This is a genomic window from Oceanidesulfovibrio marinus (genome assembly GCF_013085545.1).
Lineage (GTDB): Bacteria > Desulfobacterota > Desulfovibrionia > Desulfovibrionales > Desulfovibrionaceae > Oceanidesulfovibrio > Oceanidesulfovibrio marinus.
Map to the genome: position 1 here is coordinate 1,847,783 of NZ_CP039543.1, position 23,521 is coordinate 1,871,303.

The following is a 23,521-nucleotide window of genomic DNA, read 5'->3' on the forward strand; positions in this document are numbered from 1 at the left end:
ACCCTCCTGAATGGTTGGTGTAAACTACCACAGCAAAAAAGAGCAAGTCCGAAAACCAAATGCAGGGAATTGTAAAGACAAACAAAAAAGCCGCGACGCCCGAAGACGCCGCGGCCAACTCGTACACGCATACGAGTTACAATGCAGCCTAGAGATCCTGTATGACCCACACGGCGCGGCCCACGATGCGCTCCTGGGCCTTGTCCACATGAATCTCGGTCTCGGGGTGCGCCTGGTTCTCGGACCGCAGCACGATGCGCTCGCGGTCGGCGTCCAGGTACACGCGCTTGAGCAGCAGTCCCTCGTAGGGGACGAAGACGCCGAAGATCTCGCCGGACACGACGTTCTTCTTGTTCTGGTCGATGCCCACATACGCGCCGCGGCGGATGTAGGGTTCCATGCTGGAGCCCTCCACTTTGACCACGAGGATGGAGCTGGGGGCCAGGGAGCGGGGCACGTTCAGCTTGCCGATGGCCTTGGGCTCGTAGCCGTCGTGGCCCTCGTTCTCGCTCTGCATGGAGTGGACATTGACCACGGTGCCTTTGCTTTCGGGCTCGGCGTAGTGGGCGGCCTCCTCGCGCAGGCTCAGCGCAGCCGGACCGTCGTAGGGCTGATAGCCCTCTTCGCTTTTCAGATACATTGGGCCCTGTCCGAGCTTCAGCCAGTCAGGATTGAGGCCATACTGTTCGAACAGCTTCAGATACCAGTCGGCCGGCACCGAGTTGCGGCGCTTGGCGTCCGATATGCTCGACTGACGAATACCGAGAACTTCTGCAAGCTCGACTTGCGTCCGGGTATTTGTCGCCGATTTGATACGTTCAAATACTTGATCAAAAGAGGACACGTGGTAACTCCTATTTGTTTCCTTCGCGAAAAAAGTGAAACAGATTTTTATTTACGGATTAACTCTTGACCAATACATGCACCATCGATATGGTTACATAGAATGCTCATTTCCCTGTAATTAAAAAACCGCATACCGTTATGGAAAATCGTTGCCAACTACTTCGGGCGTGGCTTGCTTTCAATGGCATCTCGAACAAAGAACTCGCTATCCATCTGGGCACGCACACTTCGTTCGTGACCAGGCTCATCAAGGGCGAACGGCGGCCCAAGGACAAGATCCAGCGTCTCGTCGAGTACGGTATTCCTGCGAACCTCCTTCCAGCTCCCTCTGAACGGGGCCCTGGACGGCCCCGGAAGACGCAACGCACAAGCAACGACGATCCGCCCTCCTCGGATAACATTGCGTGAGCATGTCATGCTGCCTGTGCTTCTGGATGCTGCGCATCTCCTCAGCAGATGTCGACAGCAGGGTGGTATGGAACGCGACATACACAAAGCAATATATACAAACTTGATGCCAAACTCCAAATACAGGCAAACCGCTTTTGGATTTGCTACCATCCCAATATGATAATGAGCAATTCTCAGATACTCGTGCGCAAGAAAACAGAAAGCAGAACTGACACATTGCGACAGAAATGTAACCCTTCTGTTACAATGTTACATGCCTGAACTTGGGTATATTCTGCTCCCCTATACGCTCCAGTACCACCACATACGGCGATCCTACACCCTATTATTGCTTAATCCTTCACTTCGACAAGTGGTTATCGACTGCAGGAACCGGGCCGAGTGATATCGTCAACCAAAGACGACCTGATGTTTCTGTTCCCATGGGCACATCTATAGGCGACAACAGCGTCTTACCCGCAATCCTATTAAAAAAGAGCTGCAAAAACAGCGCAGCATATGGCAAGCGCCTCGCAGGGGCCGGAGCCCAGACTTGCAAAGAGACCGTGCATTGCGAGGAAGCACAGCCTGCGGATTATGTTCGGGGGATGCGCCGGGTACCGGGAGCGGCTGGTCCTAGCCGCCCCCGGCATGGCGTGATGACTACTTGAAGTAGTGCAGGAACTCGTTTTCAGGCGTGAGCAGCAGGCGCGTATTGTTGCCAAAGCTCTTGCGATACGCCTCCAGGCTGCGCTGGAAAGCGAAGAACTCCGGCCCCTGCTCCAGGGCGCCTGCGTATATCTTCACCGCCTCGGCCTCGCCTTCGCCGCGGATCTCATCAGCCTGGCGCTTGGCCTCGGCGATGATCACGGAGCGGTCGCGCTCGGCGCTGGAGCGGATCTTCGCCGCCTCTTCCCGGCCCTCGGAACGATACTGCTTGGCCTGGCGTTCACGCTCGGCGCGCATGCGGTTGAAGATGGCCTGCTCGTTCTGCGGCGGCAGCTCGGTGCGCTTGATGCGCACATCCAGAAGCTCCACGCCGTACCTCGCCACAAGCTCGGACGCCTCGTCCGTGATCTGCTCCATGATCGCACCGCGCTCCTTGGCCACGATCTCGGTGAGCGTGTGTCGGCCCAGGGCCTCGCGCAGCTCGGAGTAGACAACGTCCTCCAGCCGGGCCCGCGCTCCCTGTATGGTCCGCACGGTCCGGTAGAACTGCAGCGGATTGGTGATCCGCCACTTAAAGTAGTTGTCCACAACAAGGTTCTTCTTGTCGCTCGTCAGCACCTCGGTGGGCTGCATGTCGTAGTCCTGGATGCGCTTGTCGAAGAACTCTACCGTCTGAATAAGCGGCTTCTTGTAATGCAGGCCGGGCTCCAGCGTGCTGCCCACCGGCTTACCAAGCTGCAGCACAATGGCGTACTGCGTCTGGCGCACCGTGAAGAACACCTGGGACGCGACGAACAACACCACGAACAGCAGGATGAGAAGGATTCCGGAACGTTTCATTACTGCTGCCCTCCCTGCATCTGATTCTGCGTGGAAGGCTGGGTCTGCCCCTTGGGGAAACCGCTGTTCCCGGAGCCGAGCGGCAGAAGCGGCAGTACGCGTTCCATGTTCTCCTTGCTCACGATGATCTTCTCGGTATTCGGATTGGAGTAGATGTTTTCCATGGTCTCCAGGTACAGGCGCGTACGCGTGACGTCCTCGGCCTTCTTGTACTCGGTGAGGACGGAGAGGAAGCGCTGGGCCTCACCCTTGGACTCGCGAATCTGCGTCTGTTTGTAGGCGTCCGCCTGGTTCACCATCTCCGCGGCCCGGCCGCGGGCCTTCGGGGTGATGTCATTGCGGTAGGCTTCGGCCTCGTTGATGAACCGCACGCGGTCCTCACGGGCGCTGGCCACATCCTTGAACGCGTCCACCACTTCGCGCGGCGGCGTCACGTCCTGCAGCTTCACGGCCACCACCTGCAGCCCGGTCTGGTAGCGGTTCAGAATCTCCTGCAGCAGGTCGCGAGTATCGTTCTGGATCTTGAACTTGCCGTCGGTCAGTGCGGCGTCGATCTTGCTGAAGCCGATGACCTCGCGCATGGCCGTTTCCGATGCCGACTTCACTGTGGCGTCCGGCCCGGCCACGTTGAACAGATAGTTCTCCGCGTCCTTGATCTTGTACTGGACAACAAACTCCACGTTCACGATGTTCTCGTCGCCCGTAAGCATGGAGGACTCGTCCTGTCCGGCCGTGCCGGCACCGGGAACGCCCACCACCACACGGCGAATCTGCTCCACGTTCGGTGTCATCACGGTCTCGATGGGGAACGGGTAATGCAGATGCGGCCCCTCACCCGTTGTCCTGTTGTACTCGCCGAAACGGAGCACCACGCCCACCTCGCCGGGCTGGACGATGTAGAAACCGGACACGAGCCATGCCAGCACGACCAGCACGATGATGACCTTGCCGAACGGGAACTTGAAGTTCCTGAAGTGCTCGAGCTTGTCGGAGATGTCCCACTCCGGACGCGTGGGCTCCGGCCCGCCGCCGCTGCTGCCGCCGCCTGTCTGCCGGCGCTTCTTTTCAGAGAGCTTGTCCCAATCCCAATTCATAATAATACATTCCTCGAAACAACCGCCCGCGGCATGCGGCGGCGTTGTCTTCTTCTGGGGGATGATTTACGACTCCAGCGTCCGCCAATACGCCAAGTCATGGAGCCGCTCATGAAACCTGTGTCGCCAAAAGTTTTTAAAGCCTACGATATTCGGGGTATTGTGGGCAAGGACTTCGACGGCCCTTGGGTGGAGCGCCTGGGACGCGCCCTGGGCGCCTACTTCCTCGGCCGCGGCTTCCGCGACGCCGTGGTCGGACGCGACTGCCGGGAAAGCTCGCCCGAGTACGCCGCCCGCCTCATCCACGGCCTCACCGCTTCCGGCGTGGACGTCATCGACATCGGCATGGTCGCAACACCGATCTTCTACTACGCCGTGACCACGCTCAAGCGCCACGCCGGCTGCATCATCACCGCCAGCCACAACCCCAAGGAGTACAACGGCTTCAAGGTCTGGGCCGGCGAGACCACCATCCATACCGATGAAATCCGCGCCGTCTACGAGCTCATGGCCAGCGGCGAGCTCCCCGCAGGCCGGGGCGTCGCCTCCAGCCACGACATCACACCAGCTTATATGGATGCGCTCGTCCAGAACCTCGAATCTCCGCTGGATGGTCTCAAGATCGTCGTGGATGGCGGCAACGGCGCCGGCGGCGAGGTCTGCGCCGAAATTCTGCGCCGCGCCGGTGCCGAGGTCATTCCCCTGTACTGCGATCCCGATGGCCGCTTCCCTAACCACCATCCCGATCCGGTGGTCGAGCCCTACATGGCCGATCTGAAAGCCGCCGTAACCAGGAACGGCGCCGACGCCGGCCTGGGCCTGGACGGCGACGCCGACCGCCTCGGCGTCATCGACGAGACCGGGGCCATGGTCTACGGCGACAGGCTTCTCGCCATCTACGCCCGCGACATGCTGACCCGCTGCCCCGGCGCCATGGTCATCGGCGACGTCAAAAGCTCCCACCTGCTCTACAAAGACATCTCTGCGAACGGCGGCGAGCCGCTCATGTGGAAGACCGGCCACTCCATGATAAAGACCAAGCTCAAGGAAACCGGCGCGCTCCTGGCCGGCGAGATGAGCGGCCACTTCTTCTTCGCTGACCGCTACTGCGGTTTTGACGACGGCATCTACGCCGCCCTGCGCATCGCCGAAATCCTCGCCCGCGCCAAACGCGACGGCAGCCCGCCGCTGTCCAGGTCCCTGGACGATTGGCCGGTCACGAGCAACACGCCCGAGCTGCGCATCGATTGTCCTGAAGAGAAGTTGCACGGTGTTGTGGAGCACGCCCGCCGCCACTTCCGCAACGGCTACGATGTCATCGACGTGGATGGCGTGCGCCTCACCTTTCCGGACGGCTGGGCCCTGCTCCGCGCCTCCAACACCCAGCCCGCGCTCTCCCTGCGCTTCGAAGCCGAAACACCCGAACGCCTCGCCGAAATCCGCGCCCTCGTGGAAACACCCCTCGCCCGCTGGATTGCCGGAGACTGAAGCTCTTTTTTCAGGAGCCTCCGGCAGCCCCCCTGGACCCCTTGATCTGGGTCCAGGGAGCCATGCTCCCTGGCGCGGTGCCCGAGGGGCAGCGCCCCTCGGAACACATTTGCCTGATGTCGTTACCCGGCCACGGCGCGTTTGAAGCCTTCGGCCGAGCGGGTGATGACGTCCTCGTCCACGCAGAAGGTGAGGCGGAAGTAGCCGGGGCAGCCGAACCCACGTCCGGGCACGGCGAGCACGAGCTCTTCGGCGAGACGATTGACAAAGGCGACGTCGTCGCCCTCGAAGCGGGCCGGGACTTTGGGAAAGAAGTAGAAACCGCCCTTGGGCATGGAGAACTCGATGCCGGCGTCTTCCAGGACCTTGGCCATGGTCGCGCGGCGTTTCGCGTAGACGGTGGTGTCCACAGCCGTGCCCAGGCCGTCGGCAACGAGATGCTGACCGATGGCGGGCGCGTTGACAAAGCCGAGGATGCGGTTGGCGAGGACCACGCCGGCCAGGAGCTTGTCTTTGTCCTCCATCTCCGGATGCACGGCAATGTAGCCCACACGCTCGCCGGCCAGGGACATGTTTTTGGAGAACGAGCTGACCACGATGGCGTTGGTGGAGATGGGCAGGAACGGCGGGGTTGAGGCGCCGTCGTAGGTAAGGAAGCGGTAGGGCTCGTCGGCCAGCAGGAAGATGGGTCGACCATACTCCTGGCTCTTGGCGTCCACGGCCTTGGCCAGGGCTTCCAGTGTTTCCGTGGGGTAGATCGCACCCGTGGGGTTATGGGGCGAGTTCACCAGCACGATGCGCGTCTTGGGCGTGATGGCTGCGGCCATGGCCTCAACATCGAGGTTGAAGTCCGGAGCCACGGCCGGAACGCTCTTGAGCGTACCGCCGTGGTTGGCGGCGTAGAAGCCATACTCCACGAAGTAGGGGCTGGGACACAGGAGCTCGTCGCCCGGATCGAACACCGCGCGCATGACGGCGTTGAGGCCGCCGGCCGCGCCGCAGGTAATTACAATGTCGTCGGCCGAGAGCGACACCTGCTGCTCGTTGCTCAGGTAATGCGCCAGTTTCTCCCGCAGCCAGGGGTAGCCGGCGTTGGGCATGTAGCCGAAGGCGAAGGAGCGGTTGCACTCCTTGGCCAGGCGATCCAGGGTGGAGCTGACGCATGTGGGCGGCGAAAGATCCGGGTTGCCCAGGCTGAAGTCGCACACGGCGTCTTCACCGTGGTATGCTTTCAAGGCGGCTCCGGTTTCAAACATTTTCCGGATCCAGGAGGACTTGTCGAGGTATTCGGATACAGCCTGGGAAATAACGGACATCGATCGAACTCTCCTTGTCTATCTACAGAAATGGACACGTGAAGAACGCCCGGACGGGCGGAAGACGCCGGGGAATCAGGGAACGTCCAGACCCCGGCTGCGGTATTCATTGAGCTTGTTGCGCAGTGTGCGCACGGAGATGCCGAGCATCTCGGCGGCCTGGGTGCGGTTGCCCGAGGTTTGCTTCAACCCGCGCATGATCATGATGCGCTCCATCTCGGAAAGGGGCAACACCCGATCGGCCAGGACGTTCTCCATGGACTCGCCGGACAGGGGCGCCGGGGCGTGGGGCTCGGCAACGTCCTGAGGCGGAGTGGACGAGACCTCCTCCACCGGCTCGGCGGCTTCTTCGGGCGGGGTCCAGGTATCGTCCAGAAGGAAATGGCTGGTGGATATGGGGCCGGCGCCGGCCAGCAGCACCGAGCGCTCCATGAGGTTCTGGAGCTCGCGCACATTGCCGGGCCATTCATAGCTCTTCAACCACGCCACGGCCTCGGCCGAAAACTCCAGCGGCGGCAGCTGGTACTGCTCGCGGAACTGCTCCACAAAATGGCGCGCCAGACGCAGCACGTCATCTCCGCGTTCGTGCAGCGGCGGCAGGGTGAGCGGGATGACGTTGAGCCGGAAGTAGAGGTCCTGGCGGAACTTGCCCTCCTCCACCCACTGCTGCAGCTCGCGGTTGGTGGTGGCCAGCACGCGCACGTCCACCTTCACGGTCTCCATGCCGCCCACGCGGTCCAGCTCCCCTTCCTGCAGCACACGCAACAGCTTGGCCTGCAGGCCCAGGTCCATCTCGGAAATTTCGTCCAACAGCATGGTGCCGTGGTTGGCCAGCTCGAACTTGCCGAGCTTGCGCGAGATGGCTCCGGTAAAGGCGCCCTTCTCGTGGCCAAAGAGCTCGCTCTCCAGCAGGTGCTCGGGCAGGGCCGCGCAGTTCACGGCCACAAACGGCGCGCCGGCGCGATCGCTCTGCTGATGCAGATAGCGCGCGATCATCTCCTTGCCGGTGCCGGACTCGCCCTGGATGAGCACCGTGGCCTTGGACTTGGCCACCTGCTTGGCAAGGGCCAGGATGCGGGCGATGGCCGGATGGGTGCCGATAATGGCTGATTTGTCGCTGGGTTGCTGGCTCTTGGCTCCGCCGGAGGACTGCGGAATCTGCGCCGGCACGGCAGCCAGGATCTTCTCCGCGTCCAGCGGCTCCAGCCAGTAGTCCTTGGCCCCTTTCTCCAGGTAGCGCTGGGCCTCCTGGGCCGAGCCCTGCTCGGTAAAAACGACCACGGGCGGGAATCCGTCGTCCTGCACGGCTTCGGCCAGAAGATCTTCCACCCGGTAACCGCTCATAGACGGACGGGAAAAGACAACCAAGGGTTTAGATTTCTTGATAAAACCAAGAGCACCTCGTAGATTGTCGGCTAGGCCGACCTCGAATCCTTCCTCTTTGAGCAGAGAAAAAACCGTGGTTACCGCCGTGGGAGGTGCTATGAAGAGAATGCTCTGCGCTGTCGCGACCATGCGTCACTTGATACCCGTCACGCCGTAAATTTTCAACGAATATACTGGCATTTTTCGCCAGGCATCCTGCTTTTCCAGCCGCCCGGCTTGACCTGCACACGCGGCCGGACCTACACAGGCTCGATGCGCCCCCTGATGGACTCCTCCAATCTGGCCGAGCTGCTGCGCGCCGTGGCCGAGGGAAAGACCGCGCCGGAAGACGCGGCCCGGTCCATTTTGCAGGAGCCCTTCCGCCGCACCATACGCGCGCAATCTTCCGGTGAGGGCACGGCCGACGACCCCGGCGTCTGCCTGGACAACCACCGCTCCTTGCGCACCGGCATGGGCGAGGTGGTGTTTGGCCAGGGCAAGAGCCGCCGGCAGATGGAGGCGGCCGTGGCCGGGCTCGGCGAGTCCGGCGAGCCAGTGCTGGTCACCCGCCTGGACGATGAGGACGGCACCTGGCTGCTGGAGCGCTTTCCCGGAGGCGAGCACTGGCCGGCGGCAAAGCTGTTCATCTCGAAATCGCCATCCAAGGTGACGGGCAGCCTGGCCGGCCCCTTTGGAGCGGACAAGGCCTCCTGGCCGAATCATGGCGAGATCGTCGTGGTCACGGCCGGGTCCAGCGACATCCCCGTGGCTCTGGAGGCCGTGGGCACGCTGCGCTTCCTGGGGCTGGAGCCGGGGCTTGTTCCCGACGTGGGCGTGGCCGGCATCCACAGGCTGGAGCCGCATCTGCCAGCCCTTTCCGCCGCGCGATTGCTCATCGTGGCCGCCGGCATGGAGGGCGCGCTGGCTTCGGTGCTTGCCGGGCTTGTGTCCGCCCCGCTCATCGCGGTACCTACCTCCGTGGGGTACGGCGCGTCGTTCGGAGGGCTGTCCGCCCTGCTCGCCATGCTCAACGCCTGCGCGCCGGGCGTGGCCGTGGTGAACATCGACAACGGCTTCGGCGCCGCGGCCCTGGCCGCCCGCCTGCTGTCCATCTGAGCATCGTCGCCCCATCTTCACCGGCCGGCTTGCAAGCCGTCTTCCGTTTTGTGCTATGATCGCCGTCGGCCCTTTGGCCTGCGCACCATCAACTGTCAGGAAGCGGAATCATCATGGCTTTTTTCTCCAGACGTACTGCGCGCCGCGCGCTCATCGCCGCAACCATTGTCGCCGCCCTGCTTGTTCTTGCTGTATGGGCCGCAGGAGCGGTCCTCTTTCCTTCCGGTCCGCCCAAGATCGAACAAGCCCAGCTCCAGGCCATGGCCAAAGCCTTTGGCGGCGAGCCGCACGTGAGCCCGCAACGCTACGAAGAGTGGAAGCGCACGTCCTTCTACCTGCCCATGCGCGACGGCGTGGACATCGCCGTGGACCTCTGGCTGCCCGGACCGCTGGAGCCCGGCGACCAGCTGCCGGCAGTCATCTTCCCCACCCGCTACTGGCGACGCTGGGACACGCGCTTCATCGATTGGGGCGAGCGCCCCTGGGCCATGGACCGGCTGCTGCTCTCGCACGGCTACGCCGTGGTCAAGGTAGACGCCCGCGGCTCCGGCGCATCATTCGGCACGCGCAAGTACCCATGGTCGCCGGACGAGATCGTGGACTACGCCCAGCTTGTGGACTGGATCATCGCCCAGCCCTGGTCCAACGGCCGGGTGGGCGCGGACGGCGTCTCCTACAGCGGCACGGCCTCGGAGTTCCTCGCCGCCCTGGACCACCCGGCCGTACGCGCCGCGGCCGTGGAGTTCAGCCTGTTCGACGTGTACCGCGACATCGCCTTTCCCGGCGGCGTGTTCAACGAGTGGTTCGTCTCCCAATGGGGACGATTCAACGCTGCCTTGGACTCCGGCACCGTGCCGGCAGTGATCGGCATCATCGGCAAGGCCCTGGTTCGCGGACCGGCCCCGGCTGACCTGCGCTGGACGCCAACCGGGTTCCAACCCCTGCCGGACGGCGGCCGCGAGGCGCTGCAGCAGGCCATCGAGGATCATGCCGCCAACGTGGATATCGAGGACGCTGCGCGGCGCGTGGCTTTCCGCGACCAGGTGGCCGGTCCGGCCGGCGCATCCACGGACGACTTCAGCCCCAGCGTGTTCCACAGGCGCGCAGGCGAGAGCCGCACCGCCATCCTCTCCGTGGGGGGCTGGTACGACGGGGCCTACGCCCGCTCCGCCCTGCAACGATTCATGACCGTGCCCAGCGCACACACCTGCATTGTGGGCGCGTGGAACCACGGCGGCCGCAGAAACGTGGACCCCTTTGAGCCGCGCGACGCCGATGCATCACCCTCGCGTACAGTGCAACGCCTCGCCGTGCTGCGCTTCTTTGATTACTACCTGCAGGATGAAGGACCCAAGCCGCCCGACGGGCTCTCGTACCAGGTCATGGGCGGCGGCGCCTGGCAGCACGCCGATTTGTGGCCGCCGCAGGGATCGACCATGCATTCGTACTACCTCTGGGCCGGGCAGGGGCTGGCCCCCACGCCGGACGAGTCCCTGGACGGCTTCGACGCATTCACGCCGGATCTGACCCATGGCAGCGGCCAAAACAACCGCTGGCGCACGCAACTGGGCCAGTCCGATGTCTATTATTCTGGACTGACCGACGGCCCCGGCCTGCTCTCCTACACGTCCAAAGCACTGGACATGCCCATGCGCATCGCGGGAGATCCCGCCCTGCGCTTGTTCGTCTCGGCGGACCGCGCAGACTTCGCCGTATTCGCCTATCTGGAGGCCGTGGACCAGGACGGCCAGCGCTACTACATCACGGAGGGACGGCTCCGGCCGGACTGCCGCGGTGATGGCGTCACGCCGCGTTTCACCAGCGATGCAGCCGAGCCAGTCAGACCTGGAAAGACCATGGAGATGACCGTGCCCCTGCTGCCCGTGGCCATGCAGGTTCCGGCCGGGTACAGGCTGCGGGTGACCATTGCCGGAGCCGACGCCGACGAGTTTGCCCGGCATCCCTCGCACGGGCCGGTGACCATGACGGTCCACCGCTCGGCAGTGGAGCAATCAGCCCTGCTGCTGCCGGTGCTTGCTCCACGGGACGTCACAGCGGATCGTGAAAATCGTGAGTGACAGCGCATCTGTCTATAATTCTGGACAGCAAATCAAAGTGAGAACGCCGTGATCCATCCGTTCATGAGCCGGCTCAAGGACTCCATCCAGGACCTGCACGACGCGGCCCAGGAGACCAGACCGCTGGACGCGATCCTCAACCGCAGCATCACCCGGGACGAGTACCGCGCCGTGCTCGAACGGTTCTACGGCATCGTTATCCCGTTCGAAGCATTTATCGCCGCCAACATCGGCGGCTTCGACCTGGGACAACCGTATGCCGAAATCGCGCGCCGGCCGGACCTGGAGCGCGATCTTCTGTTTTTCGGTGCGGATGCGGAGTATATAGCCGCCCTGCCGCTGGCGGAGGTGGACGCCCGGCCGGATCTGCCCACGGCCCTTGGTCTGCTCTACCTTATGGAAGGCTCCCGCCTGGGCGGGCTGGTCATCGCACGCAGCTTGCAGGAGAGCCTGCATGTCGACCCTTGCCACGGCGCAGCGTACTTTTCCTCCCGTGGCAAGGACCCGCACATGCTCAACGACGAGCTGCGGAATCGGCTCGAATCATGGGTCACCAGAACCGGAAAGGGAGACGCCGTGATCAGCGCGGCGCGCGAAGGTTTCAGCTTGATGAACGCCTGGATGGACCAATCGCAGAACAGCGCATGATCCGCCGCGGCTCACAGCTCTCCCGACAATGGGTGCATCCACCAAGACAAACCTCGCTGCCCTGAATATTGCGAAAACAATGCACAGGGCAGCCCTGCTGCCGCAGCCGGCATCACGCCTCGTCGCGCAATGGGACGACCGTATCCGCCATCTCCGGCGGCTCGGCCTCGATGACCCGCTTGGAGCGCCAGCCCCCCTGGCGGAAGCGCAGGTACGCCCCTGCGGAGAGCAGCAGCACATAGATGGTGACTATCCGCCACGCCGCTTCCAACCCGGCGCCGTACACTTCCAGGGCCAACCACGAGGGCACGATCAGGCCAAGCACGGCGATGGCAGCCATGGCTTTCATAACAAAAACGATGTCGCCGGCGCCCTTGAGCGCGCCGAAGTAAATGACCGCCACGGTGTCGAACAGGCAGTACAGCGCCACGTAGCGCAGGAGTACTACGCCGGTGGCCACGATGCCGGCCCACTCCGCGTCGCCCGTCCCGGCCGGCCGGAACAGATCGAGCACCAGGTGCGGCGCAAAGAGATAGACCGCCATCATGCCCAGGGTCCACAACAGCGCCATGTGCAGCGCGCTGCCCGCGGCCACGGCGCCGTCATCCGGCGTACCGCGGCCCACGGCCTGGCCCACCAGACTGGAAACCGCGATGTGCAGGCCGACCATGGGCAGAAAGCCGAGAGTGTTCACGGCAAAGACGATGTTGGACGCGGCGAGCTCCACCGTGCCCAGCCGCCCTACCAGAAAGACGAAGAAAGCGATGGCCGAGATCTCCAAAAAGAACTCCACCCCGCCCGGCAGGCCGAAGCGCACGAGTCGCGCCAGCAGCGCGCGGTCCGGCCGCCACGCGGATCGCACGGCGTACTGCTCCTCGTTCTTTCGCGTGAATATCCACCAGCCAAAGAGGGAGGCCGTGAACGTCGCGCCGCAGACCGAGGCGGTAGCCGCGCCGGCAATGCCCAGCTCCGGGAATGGTCCCCAGCCGAAGATAAGCGCATAGTCCAGCGGGATGTTCAGCATCGTCCCGGCCAGGTTGGCGGCCAGCACCGGCCGGGTGATTCCCCGGCCCGAGTAGAAGCAGGACAAGATCTCCATGAGCAGCACAAAGATCGCGCCCAGGCAGAGGATGCGGAAGTACGTCGCCTCCTCCGCGGCGATGACCGGTCCATGCCCGGCCAGACGGAAGAGCGTATCGGCGGCCATGGAGCAACACGCCATGATCACGCCGGCGCACAACGCCACGTAGATGCCCTGCCACAGCGCCGCGCCAACGCGTTTTGGTTGCCTGGCACCGGTGTACTGGGCCACGAATACGTTGGTGTACAGGCAGATGCCGAAAAAGAATGCAATGATAGTAAACCACGCAGTCCACGCCGGCACGGCCGCGGCGATGGACTCCATGGAGTACCGGCTCAGGAAAATGCGATCTGTGAACTGCATCAGCGTGGCCGCGCCCAGGCTGGCCACCAGGGGCAGTCCCACCCTGAGCACCTCACGGTATCCATTCTGCGCCGACCAGCGGCGCCTTACTGCACCAAACACGGGAACTCTCCGGAACTATTCGAAACGTGGAAAAAGAGTGTAGCCATATGGCGAATACAGTATGGAGTCAATACCCCGCACAAAAAATCACCTTTTCGACCATGATTAATGAACTACTGAACCTCTGGAACAGGACGGCGGCGACTGTCCGCAACAACATCCCCCTGACTGGAAGCCCGGAACGCTGCGCCATGCGCGTGGCCGTCCAGGACGACCGCGGCGAGGTCCTGGTGCTCGAACGGCTCTCCAGGGGCCAGGCGGAGCGCAGACGGAGCATCGCAAAAGTCCTCGCCGCCCTGGCGGACAACGGGCTCGCCCTCTCCCTTGTCTATCTGCCGGACGCGGATGGCGATTACGTGGCGGAGCACCGTGGAGAATCGTACATGCTGGCTCCGCTCCTGCCAGGCGGACCGCCGCCCAGGCCGGAGTCAGCGGAGCATGCCTGGCGCGGCAAGGCCCTGGCCGAGTTTCTGATCGGCATGGAGCAGGCTGCGGCGTCCCTGCCCACAGCCCTTGTGGATGCGCTGGGGCCGCCCCTGGACCTGCCCGTCTACGCCGCATCCCTGGCCGAAACTGTGCGCCTGCGCGAGCCGTCTGTCCATGCCCGGCTCATGCCATCGCTGGACCGCCTCGCCCCGTTTCTGGAGTCCTGGGCTTTTTTACCGCTGGGCCTGTGCCACGGGGACTATCATCCGCTCAACGTGCTCTGGAGCGAGAACGCCGTGACCGGCGTCATCGACTGGGAGTTCATGGGCCCCAAGCCGACGCTGTACGACGCGGCAAACTGCGCAGGCTGCGTGGGTAGCGAGGGACCGGCCGCGCTGACCGGCGGCCTTGTCGCTGCGCTTATACAGACGTTGCAGAAAAACGGCCGGGACATGGCCCTGCTGCCGGAGATCGTGGCCTCGCTACGTACAGCCTGGCTTTCGGAGTGGCTGCGGCGCAGCGACCGCGAGATGATCGACCTGGAGCTGGACTACCTCGACGCGCTTACTTGTAATCTCGACCGCCTGCGCTGTGCATGGCGCATCGGCTGATACAGATCCTCTGGCCTGGATGCGGTATACCTGATATACGGGGTGCCAAAACCACACGCACCCGAGCCAGGGACCGCCATGCCAGACGAGAATCCGCGCCTCAAGCGACCGCCCTTCCTCTCCAGCCTGGACCAGCCGCCCGCCACCGATGTCGTCGTCGGCGCACTGCTCGGATATTTCCTGCTCCATCCCGTTGCCCTGGCCATCGTAGGCCAGGAAGTCTCCCTGCCCATCCTGGTGCATTCCTTCAGCTCCACGCTGGGCGCGTACTTCGCCTTCATCGGCATGATGACCGGCTTCATTGGCGGCATCTTCCGCCGCCAGCTCAAGAAGCAGAACGAGAAGCTTGCCGAGGCCAACAAGGAGCTCTCCGCCGCGGTCGCAGAGCGGGAAAGCCTGTTGCGGATCATCTCCCACGACATCACCAACGCCATGGTCTCGGCCTCGGCCGCCCTCACCCTGGTGGAGCGCCGCGCCCAAAAGACGCAGCAGACGTGCAGCACCTCGGCCGACTTCACCGAGATAGCCTCCGATGCGCGCGAAACGCTGGCCAACGCCCAGCATCTGCTGGAGTTCACCAAACGCATGCTGGCCATCCAGAGCGGCAAGCTGGTGATGGTGCTGGAAAAGCAGGACGTGCGGCCCATCGTGGCCAACGCCGCCGCGCTCTACAAGGAGAACGCCGGGAAGAAGAACGTGGACCTGGTCATTGATACGCCGGACTCGGAGGTGATCTGCGCCGTGGAGCCCACGGTTCTGCGTAACACGGTGCTGGGCAACCTCGTCTCCAACGCCGTAAAGTTCTCGCTGCCTGGCAAGGCGGTGCGGATCAGCCTGGCGGAGCAGAACGGCCGCGTCCTTTTCAGCGTGGTCAACATCGGCCCGTGCATCCCGGATGACCTGGCGGCCGACATCTTCTCGCCGGGAGCCTGCACCACACGGCCGGGCACATGCGGCGAGCCGGGCACAGGCTTCGGTCTGCCCCTGGTGGCGCAGTTTGCGGAAAAGATGGACGGCGCCGTGACCGTTGATAGCGTTCCCGCCCCAGACGAAGGCACTATGGAGGACGGCGGCGACGTCTGCAGAACCACCTTCACGGTCAGCCTGCCCAGGCTCAACTCGTTCAAGGCGCGGCAGCCGCGGCGCTGAGAACGCCCGGTCCTCCCGGCGCATATCTGTCCGGAATTGAAGAGAAAAGAATCCACAGGCCAACAACACGACGTGGCAGTGACGCGACGTGTCGCGCGGTTCCTGCCCGGGCGGACCGGCTCAGCTTGTGCGCGGGTCCACGCCGGCCATGAGCTGGCCCAGCAGATCCACGTCCCTGGCCTCGCCGCCTTCCAGCACGTCCATGAACCTGCCGCGGTACATCACGGCGATGCGGTCCGAGAGCTGAAGCGCCTCGTTGAGGTCGTTGGTCACCAGAAGCACGCCGGCGCGTTCGCGTACGGCCAGAAGCTGCGCCCAGACCTCCTCTGTGGCGGCCACGTCCAGGCCCTGGGTGGGCTGCTCGGCCACGATGATCCGCGGCTCGCGGTAGAACTCCCGCGCCAGCACGAGCTTCTGCAGGTTGCCGCCGGAAAGCTGCCCCGCCCGGGTCTCCGGTCCGCCGCCGCGTACGTCGAACTCCTTGACCATGTTCTCGGTGGCGGCCATGGCGTGGCGATGGGAGAGGAAGAACCAGCGGCTGAAGCCCTGACGCGTGGTGAGCAGTACGTTGTCCACCAGGTTCAGGTTGGCCAGGGTGGCGATGCCCTTGCGGTCCTCGGGAATGTAGGAAAGCGCGCCCTTCCAGGCGCCGCGGCCCAGGGGGCCTTCCGGCCGGGTGTCCGGTCCGGGCTGGGCTCGGCGACGCGAGCCGTAGTACTCCTTCCAGGTGCGATCCATCAGGCGCACGACGCCGTCCTTGGGCTCGCGCAGGCCGCTGACAATCTCCACCAGCGGTTTCTGGCCGTTGCCGGCCACGCCGGCTATGGTGACCACCTCGCCCTGGCGCACGGAGAGGCTCACGCCCTGCAGGCCGTCGCCGGAAAGGTTCTCGATCTCCAGGACTACATCGCCGTGGGACATTGGTTCGCGGTCCACGGTGAGCAGCACCTCGCGGCCCACCATGCGCCGGGCCAGCTCGGCCTCGCTCGGCGTATCCGCCGCGCCGAAGCGGTCCACGATCTCGCCGCGCCGCAGAATGGCTATCTCGTCGGCAATGGCCAGCACCTCGGGCAGCTTGTGGCTGATGAAGACCACGGCCTTGCCCAGGGCGGCCATGGCGCGCAACGCCTCGAAGAGCTGGTCGGACTCGGCCGGGGTGAGCACGGTGGTGGGCTCGTCGAAGATGAGCACCTCGCTCTTGCGCAGCAGCAGGCGCAGAATCTCCACGCGCTGGCGCTCCCCCATGGAGAGGTTGGCCACCCGCGCCGCCGGGTCCACGTACAGACCGTACTCCTCGGCCAAAGCGCCCACCTGGGCGTTCATGGCCTTTGGCGAGAGGAAGAACTTGTCCGACTGGCCCAGCAGCACGTTCTGCGCCACGGTCATGGCGTCCACCAGCATGAAGTGCTGGTAGACCATGCCCACGCCTGCGCGGATGGCTGCGGCCGGGGAGTCGAAACGCGTGGGCTCGCCGCGCACCAGAATACGGCCGGAGTCCGGATAGAGCTTGCCCGCAAGGATGGACATGAGCGTGGACTTGCCGGCGCCGTTCTCGCCCAGCAGCGCCAGGATGCGACCCGGCCGGATGTCCAGGGTGATGTCCTTGTTGGCCTGCACCTTGCCGAAGGATTTGGAGATGCCTTCCAGACGCACCAGCGGCGTTCCGTTGCCGGCGGCGTGCGGTGTGGTCGTCACTGTCTCGGACATGGGGCTACTCGGAAGGCTCGATGTTCACGCCCAGCGCGGCGGGTGCGGCCCGGCCGCGGCCGCGCACGCCGGAAACCACCAGCACCAGGACGGTGAGCACATACGGCAGCATGTGCAGAAACGACGAGGGCACGGTGGCGCCCATGGCCTGGAGCCTGAGCTGCAGGCTCATGGCCGCGCCAAAGAGGTAGGCTCCGAAGATGGCCCGGCCCGGACGCCAGAAGGCGAAGATGACCAGGGCCACGGCGATCCACCCGCGGCCGGCTGTCATGGAGTTGGTCCACATGTGCGTGGCCGCAAGGGAGAGATACGCCCCGCCCACACCGGCAAGGAAGCCGCCCGTCAACGTGCCCAGCCAGCGCATGGCCACCGGGTTCAGCCCCACGGCCGCGGCCGCCTCCGGATTCTGTCCGGCGGAGCGCAGCGACAGCCCCAGGCTGGTGCGCTCCAGCAGCAGCCAGAGCAGCAACGGCAGGATGTAGGAAATATACACGAGCACGTCGTGGGAGAAGAGCGCCTGCCCGACCAGGGGCAAGGCGTCGAGCCCGGGAAGGGGCAGCGTGCCGAAGCCGGCGGCGGTAACGCCCACCAGGGGCGCGCCCAGGAAGTTGGCCAGGCCCACGCCGAAGATGGTCAGCGCCAGGCCGGAGACCACCTGGTTGCCCTGGAACACGAGACAGACCGCGCCGTGCACCGAGGAAAGCAGCATGCCCGCAATCCCGGCCGCGAGAACACCCAGCCAGGGGCTGCCCGTGGCGTAACACGTGGCGAAGCCGGCCAGCGCGCCCACGATCATCATGCCCTCCACCCCCAGGTTCAGCACGCCGGAGCGCTCGGCCACGATCTCGCCCAGCGTGGCATAGAGGATGGGCGTGCCTGCCTGTACGGTGGCGTCGAGGAGTTGGGACGCCATGCTCATGCGCCGTTACCTCGCTTGTTTGGTACGATGCGGTAGCGTTCGAAGAATTGTCCGGCCAAAACGGTGAGCAGCAGCGCGCCTTCCAGAATGCCGCCAAAGGCCGCCGGCACCTGGAGCTCAAGCTGCAGGTTCTCCACGCCCACGCGCAGCCCGGCCAGCAGGAAGGAGTAGAAGGCGATGGAGCTGATGCGCAGCCGCGCGAGCCAGGCCACGACAACGGCTGTGTAGCCGTAGCCCACCATCATGGAGGGTTGTAGCCGGCCCACCGTGGCCGACGCCTCCAGACAGCCGGCCCAGCCGGCCAGAATGCCGCACAGGGCCATGACCAGCATCACCAGCCCGGCGTACGGCATGTGCGCATAGAGCGCTGGCTTCACGCCCTCGCCGCTGGCCTTGAGCTCATAGCCCAGGCGCGTTCGTCGCAGGAACACCCAGAGCACCACACTCACCGCGATGCAGATGGCGATGCCCCAATGGATACGCGTGCCGGGGATCGTGCCTATAGTGGCGGCCGGCGAAAACTGCTCGGTCATGGGGAAGCCGAAGCTGACCGGGTCCTTCCACGGGCCGTACACCAGGTAATCCAGCACGAGGATGGCGATGTAGTTGCCCATGAGGGTGACTATGATCTCGTTGACCCCGTAGCGTACGCGAAGAATGGCCGGCCCCAGCGCCCAGATGCCGCCGGTCACGGCGGCGCAGAGCATCATCAGCGGGATGAGAGCCCATGACGGCAGACCCGGAAAGGTGAGCGCGGCCCATGTGGCCCCGATGGCGCCCATGGCGAACTGGCCCTCGGCGCCGATGTTCCAGATCTGCATGCGGAAGGAGACCGCCACGCCCAGGGAACAGAGGAAGATGGGCATGCCCTTGATGATGGTGTCTTCCAGCGAGTAGAAGTGGGCGAACCCGCCGTCCCAGAGCAGAAAAAGGCCGCTGAACAGCGGCTTGCCCTGCGAGACGAGCAGCAGCTCACTGACGGCGAGACAGAGCGCCAGCGCTGCGAGAAACACCGGAAGCGTGCCCCAGGCCAGGGGCTCACGCCTTCTGACGGCTTTGAAACCAAGCATGCAAATCCAGGCCTTGAATGATTGACCGATCAATGACGGATGGAAAGTGCAACCCTACACGGCGATGCATACTCCGTCACCTGTGAAAAAAGGCGGGAGGCCAACCGGCCCCCCGCCGCGAATCATCTGTGATTGCGTGACGGCTGTTACTCGGTGGAGCCGACCACACCCTCCACAAACCAGGTCATGCCGAGCAGATCCTTGTCCGCTGGCACTTCGCCCTCGGCAATCTTCACGTTGCCATCCTGGTCCTTCACCGGACCGGCAAAGACCACGAGATCGCCGGAGATGATATTTTCCTTGGCTTCCTCAACCGTGGCCTTCACATCCGCGGGGACCATGGGCCCGAACGGAGACAGGCCGACCACGCCTTCCTTCATGCCGGGCCACAGGGACTCGCTCTTCCAGGTGCCGTCCTGCACTTCCTTCACGATCTTGGTGTAGAACGGACCCCAGTTCCAGATGGGGGCGGTGAGGTGCGCCTTGGGAGCGAACTTGCTCATGTCGGAGTTGTAGCCCACGCTGTAGGCGCCGGCTTCCTCGGCGGCCTCCTGCGGGCCGGGGGAGTCCTGATGCTGGGTGATGACGTCCGCGCCCACGTCCAGCAGGCTCTTGGCGGCTTCCTTCTCGGTGGCCGGGTCATACCAGGTCTTGGTCCAGACCACGCGGACCTGGGCATCGGGGTTCACGGACTGGACGCCCAGGGTGAAGGCGTTGATGCCGCGAATGACCTCGGGGATGGGGAAAGCTGCCACGTAGCCCAGGATGTTGGACTTGGTCATGGAGCCGGCCACGATGCCGCTCAGATAGCGGGCCTGATACATGCGGCCGAAGTAGTTGCCCATGTTCTTGGCCAGCTTGAAGCCGGAGCAGTGCTCGAAGATGACGTCCGGGTTCTGCTGCGCCACTTTGAGGGTGGGGTCCATGTAGCCGAAGCTGGTGGTGAAGATGAGGCCGAAGCCCTTGCGCGCCATGTTCGCGATGACACGTTCCGCATCCGGGCCCTCGGGCACGCTTTCCACGTACGAGGTCGTGACGCCGTCCATCTTCTCCACTTCCTGGCGGCCCAGATCGTGGGCGTAGGACCAGCCGGCGTCGCCCACAGGACCCACGTAGATGAAGCCTACCTTGAGGTCGTCGGCCCTGGAGTTGCCGGCCAGCGGTCCAACCACCATCAGGGCGGCTGCCGCCAGAAGCCAGAATATCGTCTTCTTCATGTGTTCCCTCCTCGTTGAATTGCGTATCAGTGCTGTTCAGGTTCTGCGCGTCCGGACGGCGGCGTCAGTCGATGCTCCGGCCGGAGACCAGCGGTTGCACGAACTGGGACTCCGCGTCCCACGGAAAGAGTATCCACGTATCCTGGCTGACCTCGGTGACGAACACGTCCACCAGGGGCCGGCCTTCGGGTTTTGCATAGATAGTGGCGAACATGGCCTTGGGCAAACGTTCGCGTACGATGCGGGCGGTCTTGCCCGTATCGGTGAGGTCTTCCACAATGAGCAGGCCCTCGCCGTCGCCCTCCGGCGCCTTGAGCACGGAGGCTTCGCCCTGTTCCATATAGTCGTAGCTGACCACGCAGATGGTATCGATGAGCCTGAGCTCCAGCTCGCGGGCGATGATCGCGGCCGGCACAAGCCCGCCGCGGGTGACGGCTACGATGCCGTTGAAGGGCCCCTTCTCCAGAAGCCGCCAGGCCAGGGCCTTGGCGTCCCTGTGGAGTTGCTCCCAGGAAATGGGAAACGTCTTGTTGTATCTGTCCGAAGGTTTCATGGCCTTTGTGTCGTGTGCTGAATGGTGTGAGGAATGCGTCGCGCCGTCAACTTCGTGCGGCACATTTCACCTCGTCGGCTCGGGATGTCAAGAGAAGGTATCGACCCCCGCGTATCCTTGCTTGCCGAAGTGTGTGAGTCGAGCTATCTTTGGTCCTCTTGCCAAAGAGACCCTCCGATGGAACCCTTATCCTCGATAATGAACCGGCACTCCGAGAACGTGCGGTCCATCCGCCGCATCGGTTGGATCGGGCTCGCCGTAAACTTCATCCTCACGCTGCTCAAGGCCGTGGCCGGCTACCTGGGCGGCTCCAACGCTGTCATCGCCGACGCGGTGCACTCCCTCTCGGACATGGTTACGGACGTGGCCCTGGTGATAGGCGCCGGGTTCTGGAGCGCGCCGCCCGACGAAAACCACCCCCACGGACATCGCCGCGTGGAAACATTGGTCACAGCCGGCATCGGTGTCGTGGTGGGCCTGGCGGCCGTCTCCATCGGCTGGGAGGCTATCATCTCCCTGATGCGCGGAGGCCAACACGCGCCCTGCTGGATAGCCTTCGTGGCCGCTGCCGCATCCATCGTGGCCAAGGAATGGCTCTACCGCTGGACCAGAAAACGCGGCGAGGAGCTGGACTCTCCGGCCGTCATAGCCAATGCCTGGCACCACCGCACCGACGCGCTGAGCTCCGTGCCCCCGGCAATTGCCGTGGCCGCGGCCTCCGCGTTTCCCTCCCTGGCCATTCTCGACTCCATTGCCGCGCTGCTCGTGGCGGCCTTTGTGCTCAAGGCGGCCTGGACCATTTCCAAGCCGGCACTGGCCGAGCTGACCGACATGGGCGCTCCGGACACCAAGGTCCGGGAGATCCAGGACATCTGCCTGGGCACGCCCGGCGTCATGGACTGCCACGCCGTACGCTCGCGCTACCTGGGCTCCCAGCTTCAGGTGGATCTGCACATCCTGGTGGATCCGTCCATCAGCGTGAGCAAGGGGCACGCCATAGCCCACGAGGCCAAGAACACGCTCCTGGAGCGCGACCCGCGCATTTACGACGTCACAATCCACGTGGAGCCCTACGAGGGCCCGGAGAAATGATACTCCCCGGACATGACGTGTGGTCTCAGGCCCTTGCCAGCACAGCCGCAACCCGGGCATTATCGACATGACAGTATAGCATCCATCGTTACCTGCTGCGAGCACAACCGAGAAATACAGCTATGCCAGAGCACGCCACGCCCCCGCCGGCCGATAACGCGCCCTTCTCGTTGACCAGATACCGCTTCGACCGCATGGAGCTTGCCGGCTCCCTGGGCGATCTGGGCACGCTCCTGCCTATTGCCATCGGCATGCTCATCGTCAACGGCATCTCCTCCACAGGCATCTTCTTCTCCGTGGGCCTGTTCTACATCCTGGCCGGCCTCTACTACCGCGTGCCCGTGGCCGTGCAACCCATGAAGGTCATCGGCGCATACGCCATCGCCCAATCCCTGGACGCCTCCACGGTGCAGGCCGCCGGTCTGCTCATGGCGATCATCCTGCTCGTTCTCGGCGCCACCCGATTCATGAACGTGGTGGCCCGCGCCATAACCAAACCAGTAATCCGCGGCGTGCAGGTCTCCACCGGCATCATCCTGGCCACCAAGGGCGCCACGTTCATTCTCGGCACCTCCCCTATCCAGAAGGCGGCGGAGATGGCCGAGCCCTACCTTGGAGTGAACACCTTTCTCTGGCTGCCCGCAGGCATCTGGATCGGTCTCATCTTCGTGGCCCTCACCCTGTACCTCATCGATTCGCGGCGCTTTCCCGCGGGCATCGTGGTGGTGTCCGGCGGCATGATGCTCGGCCTGCTGCTTAGCGGCGGCGCGCCCCTCGCCGGCGTTTCCCTGAGTCTGCACCTTCCCAAGCTGCTGCCCTTCGGATTTCCGGGCTGGGAGGCGCTCTCCCTGGCCTTCCTGGCCATGGCCCTGCCCCAGACCCCCATGACCATCGGCAATGCGGTGATCGCCAACGCCGATCTTTCCCGCGAGTACTTTCCGGAAGGCGACAGGGTAACGCCGCGCGCCCTGTGCATCTCCATGGCCGGAGCCAACTTCCTGGCCTTCCTCGTGGGCGGCATGCCCATGTGCCACGGCGCTGGCGGCCTGGCAGCGCACTACCGCTTCGGCGCGCGCACCGCCGGCTCCAACCTCATCATCGGCTCCGTCTTCCTGATCCTGGCCGTGCTGGTGGGACCGTCCGTGCTCAAGGTGGTCCAGCTGCTGCCCCTGTCCGTGCTCGGCGTGCTGCTGCTGTTCGCCGGCATGCAGCTCTGCCTCCAGGTCATGGATATCCGCGACCGGCGCGGCATGTTCACCGTTCTGGTGATGCTCTGCCTGACCCTTGCCAGCAATCTGGCCGTGGCCTTCATCATGGGCTTCATACTTTCCAGACTCTTGCAGTCCGAAAGGTTTTCGGTGTAATTCCTGCGAACGCAGCT

19 protein-coding genes and 1 pseudogene are annotated in these 23,521 nt (G+C 64.1%); 8 read left to right on the forward strand and 12 right to left on the reverse strand.

Features of this window, described 5'->3' with window-relative positions; genetic code table 11:
* Positions 1–148 precede the first annotated feature (148 nt).
* From E8L03_RS08325 to hflK, 4 genes and pseudogenes are all read right to left on the reverse strand, one after another.
* Complete coding sequence (locus tag E8L03_RS08325) at positions 149–640, reverse strand: S24 family peptidase (RefSeq protein ID WP_328592828.1); 492 nt, start codon at positions 638–640, stop codon at positions 149–151.
* A 54-nt stretch (positions 641–694) separates the two neighbouring features.
* Positions 695–844 (reverse strand): annotated as a pseudogene (locus E8L03_RS21155) (helix-turn-helix domain-containing protein); the annotation flags it as partial.
* A gap of 1,055 nt (positions 845–1,899) precedes the next feature.
* A complete protein-coding gene (gene hflC / locus E8L03_RS08330; RefSeq protein ID WP_144233688.1) occupies positions 1,900–2,745 on the reverse strand; it encodes a protease modulator HflC in 846 nt (281 codons plus the stop codon).
* Positions 2,745–3,839, reverse strand: coding sequence for an FtsH protease activity modulator HflK (hflK, locus tag E8L03_RS08335; protein ID WP_144233687.1), 1,095 nt, complete (start codon positions 3,837–3,839; stop codon positions 2,745–2,747). The genes hflC and hflK overlap by 1 nt, the downstream gene beginning before the upstream one ends.
* Before the next feature lie 111 nt (positions 3,840–3,950).
* Here hflK and E8L03_RS08340 point away from each other — a divergent pair, with 111 nt between their 5' ends.
* Complete coding sequence (locus E8L03_RS08340; protein WP_171267070.1) at positions 3,951–5,327, forward strand: phosphomannomutase/phosphoglucomutase; 1,377 nt, start codon at positions 3,951–3,953, stop codon at positions 5,325–5,327.
* A 122-nt stretch (positions 5,328–5,449) separates the two neighbouring features.
* On the opposite strand, the gene E8L03_RS08345 is transcribed toward E8L03_RS08340, so the two are convergent.
* Both E8L03_RS08345 and E8L03_RS08350 read right to left on the reverse strand, forming a co-directional pair.
* Positions 5,450–6,643, reverse strand: a complete 1,194-nt coding sequence (locus E8L03_RS08345; protein ID WP_171267071.1) for a pyridoxal phosphate-dependent aminotransferase — start codon at positions 6,641–6,643, stop codon at positions 5,450–5,452.
* A 75-nt stretch (positions 6,644–6,718) separates the two neighbouring features.
* Positions 6,719–8,158 carry a sigma-54-dependent transcriptional regulator gene (locus E8L03_RS08350; protein WP_171267072.1) on the reverse strand — a complete coding sequence of 480 codons (1,440 nt, stop codon included), beginning with the start codon at positions 8,156–8,158 and terminating at the stop codon, positions 6,719–6,721.
* 135 nt (positions 8,159–8,293) lie between these two features.
* Here E8L03_RS08350 and larB point away from each other — a divergent pair, with 135 nt between their 5' ends.
* The 3 genes from larB to E8L03_RS08365 all read left to right on the forward strand — a co-directional run bounded on the left by larB (position 8,294) and on the right by E8L03_RS08365 (position 11,850).
* Positions 8,294–9,124 carry a nickel pincer cofactor biosynthesis protein LarB gene (gene larB, locus E8L03_RS08355; RefSeq protein WP_171267073.1) on the forward strand — a complete coding sequence of 277 codons (831 nt, stop codon included), beginning with the start codon at positions 8,294–8,296 and terminating at the stop codon, positions 9,122–9,124.
* A 113-nt stretch (positions 9,125–9,237) separates the two neighbouring features.
* Positions 9,238–11,202, forward strand: coding sequence for a CocE/NonD family hydrolase (locus tag E8L03_RS08360; RefSeq protein WP_171267074.1), 1,965 nt, complete (start codon positions 9,238–9,240; stop codon positions 11,200–11,202).
* A gap of 48 nt (positions 11,203–11,250) precedes the next feature.
* Positions 11,251–11,850 carry a biliverdin-producing heme oxygenase gene (locus E8L03_RS08365; RefSeq protein WP_171267075.1) on the forward strand — a complete coding sequence of 200 codons (600 nt, stop codon included), beginning with the start codon at positions 11,251–11,253 and terminating at the stop codon, positions 11,848–11,850.
* A gap of 112 nt (positions 11,851–11,962) precedes the next feature.
* Here E8L03_RS08365 and E8L03_RS08370 read toward each other — a convergent pair whose 3' ends face one another.
* Positions 11,963–13,396: an MATE family efflux transporter gene (locus E8L03_RS08370; RefSeq protein ID WP_171267076.1), complete on the reverse strand. Its 1,434-nt coding sequence runs from the start codon at positions 13,394–13,396 to the stop codon at positions 11,963–11,965.
* Between the two features lie 101 nt (positions 13,397–13,497).
* On the opposite strand from E8L03_RS08370, the gene E8L03_RS08375 reads away from it, so the two are divergent.
* Both E8L03_RS08375 and E8L03_RS08380 read left to right on the forward strand, forming a co-directional pair.
* Positions 13,498–14,433, forward strand: coding sequence for a phosphotransferase (locus E8L03_RS08375; protein WP_171267077.1), 936 nt, complete (start codon positions 13,498–13,500; stop codon positions 14,431–14,433).
* 78 nt (positions 14,434–14,511) lie between these two features.
* Positions 14,512–15,582: a sensor histidine kinase gene (locus E8L03_RS08380; RefSeq protein ID WP_171267078.1), complete on the forward strand. Its 1,071-nt coding sequence runs from the start codon at positions 14,512–14,514 to the stop codon at positions 15,580–15,582.
* A gap of 120 nt (positions 15,583–15,702) precedes the next feature.
* On the opposite strand, the gene E8L03_RS08385 is transcribed toward E8L03_RS08380, so the two are convergent.
* The 5 genes from E8L03_RS08385 to gpt form a co-directional block, all read right to left on the reverse strand.
* Positions 15,703–17,289, reverse strand: a complete 1,587-nt coding sequence (locus E8L03_RS08385; protein WP_171267079.1) for an ABC transporter ATP-binding protein — start codon at positions 17,287–17,289, stop codon at positions 15,703–15,705.
* A 4-nt stretch (positions 17,290–17,293) separates the two neighbouring features.
* A complete protein-coding gene (locus tag E8L03_RS08390) occupies positions 17,294–18,208 on the reverse strand; it encodes an ABC transporter permease (protein ID WP_171267080.1) in 915 nt (304 codons plus the stop codon).
* Entirely contained in the window at positions 18,205–19,278 is a 1,074-nt protein-coding gene (locus E8L03_RS08395; protein ID WP_171267081.1) for an ABC transporter permease, read from the reverse strand. Before E8L03_RS08395 ends, E8L03_RS08390 begins: the two co-directional genes overlap by 4 nt.
* 146 nt (positions 19,279–19,424) lie before the next feature.
* Positions 19,425–20,453: a BMP family ABC transporter substrate-binding protein gene (locus E8L03_RS08400; RefSeq protein ID WP_412973795.1), complete on the reverse strand. Its 1,029-nt coding sequence runs from the start codon at positions 20,451–20,453 to the stop codon at positions 19,425–19,427.
* Positions 20,454–20,559: 106 nt separating this feature from the next.
* Positions 20,560–21,048 (reverse strand): xanthine phosphoribosyltransferase, encoded by a 489-nt coding sequence (gene gpt / locus E8L03_RS08405; RefSeq protein WP_144233673.1) that lies wholly within the window; start codon positions 21,046–21,048, stop codon positions 20,560–20,562.
* Positions 21,049–21,225: 177 nt separating this feature from the next.
* On the opposite strand from gpt, the gene E8L03_RS08410 reads away from it, so the two are divergent.
* Together E8L03_RS08410 and E8L03_RS08415 are read left to right on the forward strand one after the other, a co-directional pair.
* Positions 21,226–22,140 (forward strand): cation diffusion facilitator family transporter, encoded by a 915-nt coding sequence (locus tag E8L03_RS08410; RefSeq protein ID WP_171267082.1) that lies wholly within the window; start codon positions 21,226–21,228, stop codon positions 22,138–22,140.
* Between the two features lie 122 nt (positions 22,141–22,262).
* Positions 22,263–23,504, forward strand: a complete 1,242-nt coding sequence (locus E8L03_RS08415; protein ID WP_144233671.1) for a putative sulfate/molybdate transporter — start codon at positions 22,263–22,265, stop codon at positions 23,502–23,504.
* The last annotated feature ends 17 nt before the right edge of the window (positions 23,505–23,521 follow it).

Bases quoted from the DNA above. Each gene is read 5' to 3' on its own strand.
- E8L03_RS08325 (WP_328592828.1), bottom strand. From the start codon at position 640: ATGTATCTGAAAAGCGAAGAGGGCTATCAGCCCTACGACGGTCCGGCT.
- hflC (WP_144233688.1), bottom strand. From the start codon at position 2,745: ATGAAACGTTCCGGAATCCTTCTCATCCTGCTGTTCGTGGTGTTGTTC.
- hflK (WP_144233687.1), bottom strand. From the start codon at position 3,839: ATGAATTGGGATTGGGACAAGCTCTCTGAAAAGAAGCGCCGGCAGACA.
- E8L03_RS08340 (WP_171267070.1), top strand. From the start codon at position 3,951: ATGAAACCTGTGTCGCCAAAAGTTTTTAAAGCCTACGATATTCGGGGT.
- E8L03_RS08345 (WP_171267071.1), bottom strand. From the start codon at position 6,643: ATGTCCGTTATTTCCCAGGCTGTATCCGAATACCTCGACAAGTCCTCC.
- E8L03_RS08350 (WP_171267072.1), bottom strand. From the start codon at position 8,158: ATGGTCGCGACAGCGCAGAGCATTCTCTTCATAGCACCTCCCACGGCG.
- larB (WP_171267073.1), top strand. From the start codon at position 8,294: ATGGACTCCTCCAATCTGGCCGAGCTGCTGCGCGCCGTGGCCGAGGGA.
- E8L03_RS08360 (WP_171267074.1), top strand. From the start codon at position 9,238: ATGGCTTTTTTCTCCAGACGTACTGCGCGCCGCGCGCTCATCGCCGCA.
- E8L03_RS08375 (WP_171267077.1), top strand. From the start codon at position 13,498: ATGATTAATGAACTACTGAACCTCTGGAACAGGACGGCGGCGACTGTC.
- E8L03_RS08380 (WP_171267078.1), top strand. From the start codon at position 14,512: ATGCCAGACGAGAATCCGCGCCTCAAGCGACCGCCCTTCCTCTCCAGC.
- E8L03_RS08385 (WP_171267079.1), bottom strand. From the start codon at position 17,289: ATGTCCGAGACAGTGACGACCACACCGCACGCCGCCGGCAACGGAACG.
- E8L03_RS08390 (WP_171267080.1), bottom strand. From the start codon at position 18,208: ATGAGCATGGCGTCCCAACTCCTCGACGCCACCGTACAGGCAGGCACG.
- E8L03_RS08395 (WP_171267081.1), bottom strand. From the start codon at position 19,278: ATGCTTGGTTTCAAAGCCGTCAGAAGGCGTGAGCCCCTGGCCTGGGGC.
- E8L03_RS08400 (WP_412973795.1), bottom strand. From the start codon at position 20,453: ATGGTGGTTGGACCGCTGGCCGGCAACTCCAGGGCCGACGACCTCAAG.
- gpt (WP_144233673.1), bottom strand. From the start codon at position 21,048: ATGAAACCTTCGGACAGATACAACAAGACGTTTCCCATTTCCTGGGAG.
- E8L03_RS08410 (WP_171267082.1), top strand. From the start codon at position 21,226: ATGGAACCCTTATCCTCGATAATGAACCGGCACTCCGAGAACGTGCGG.
- E8L03_RS08415 (WP_144233671.1), top strand. From the start codon at position 22,263: ATGCCAGAGCACGCCACGCCCCCGCCGGCCGATAACGCGCCCTTCTCG.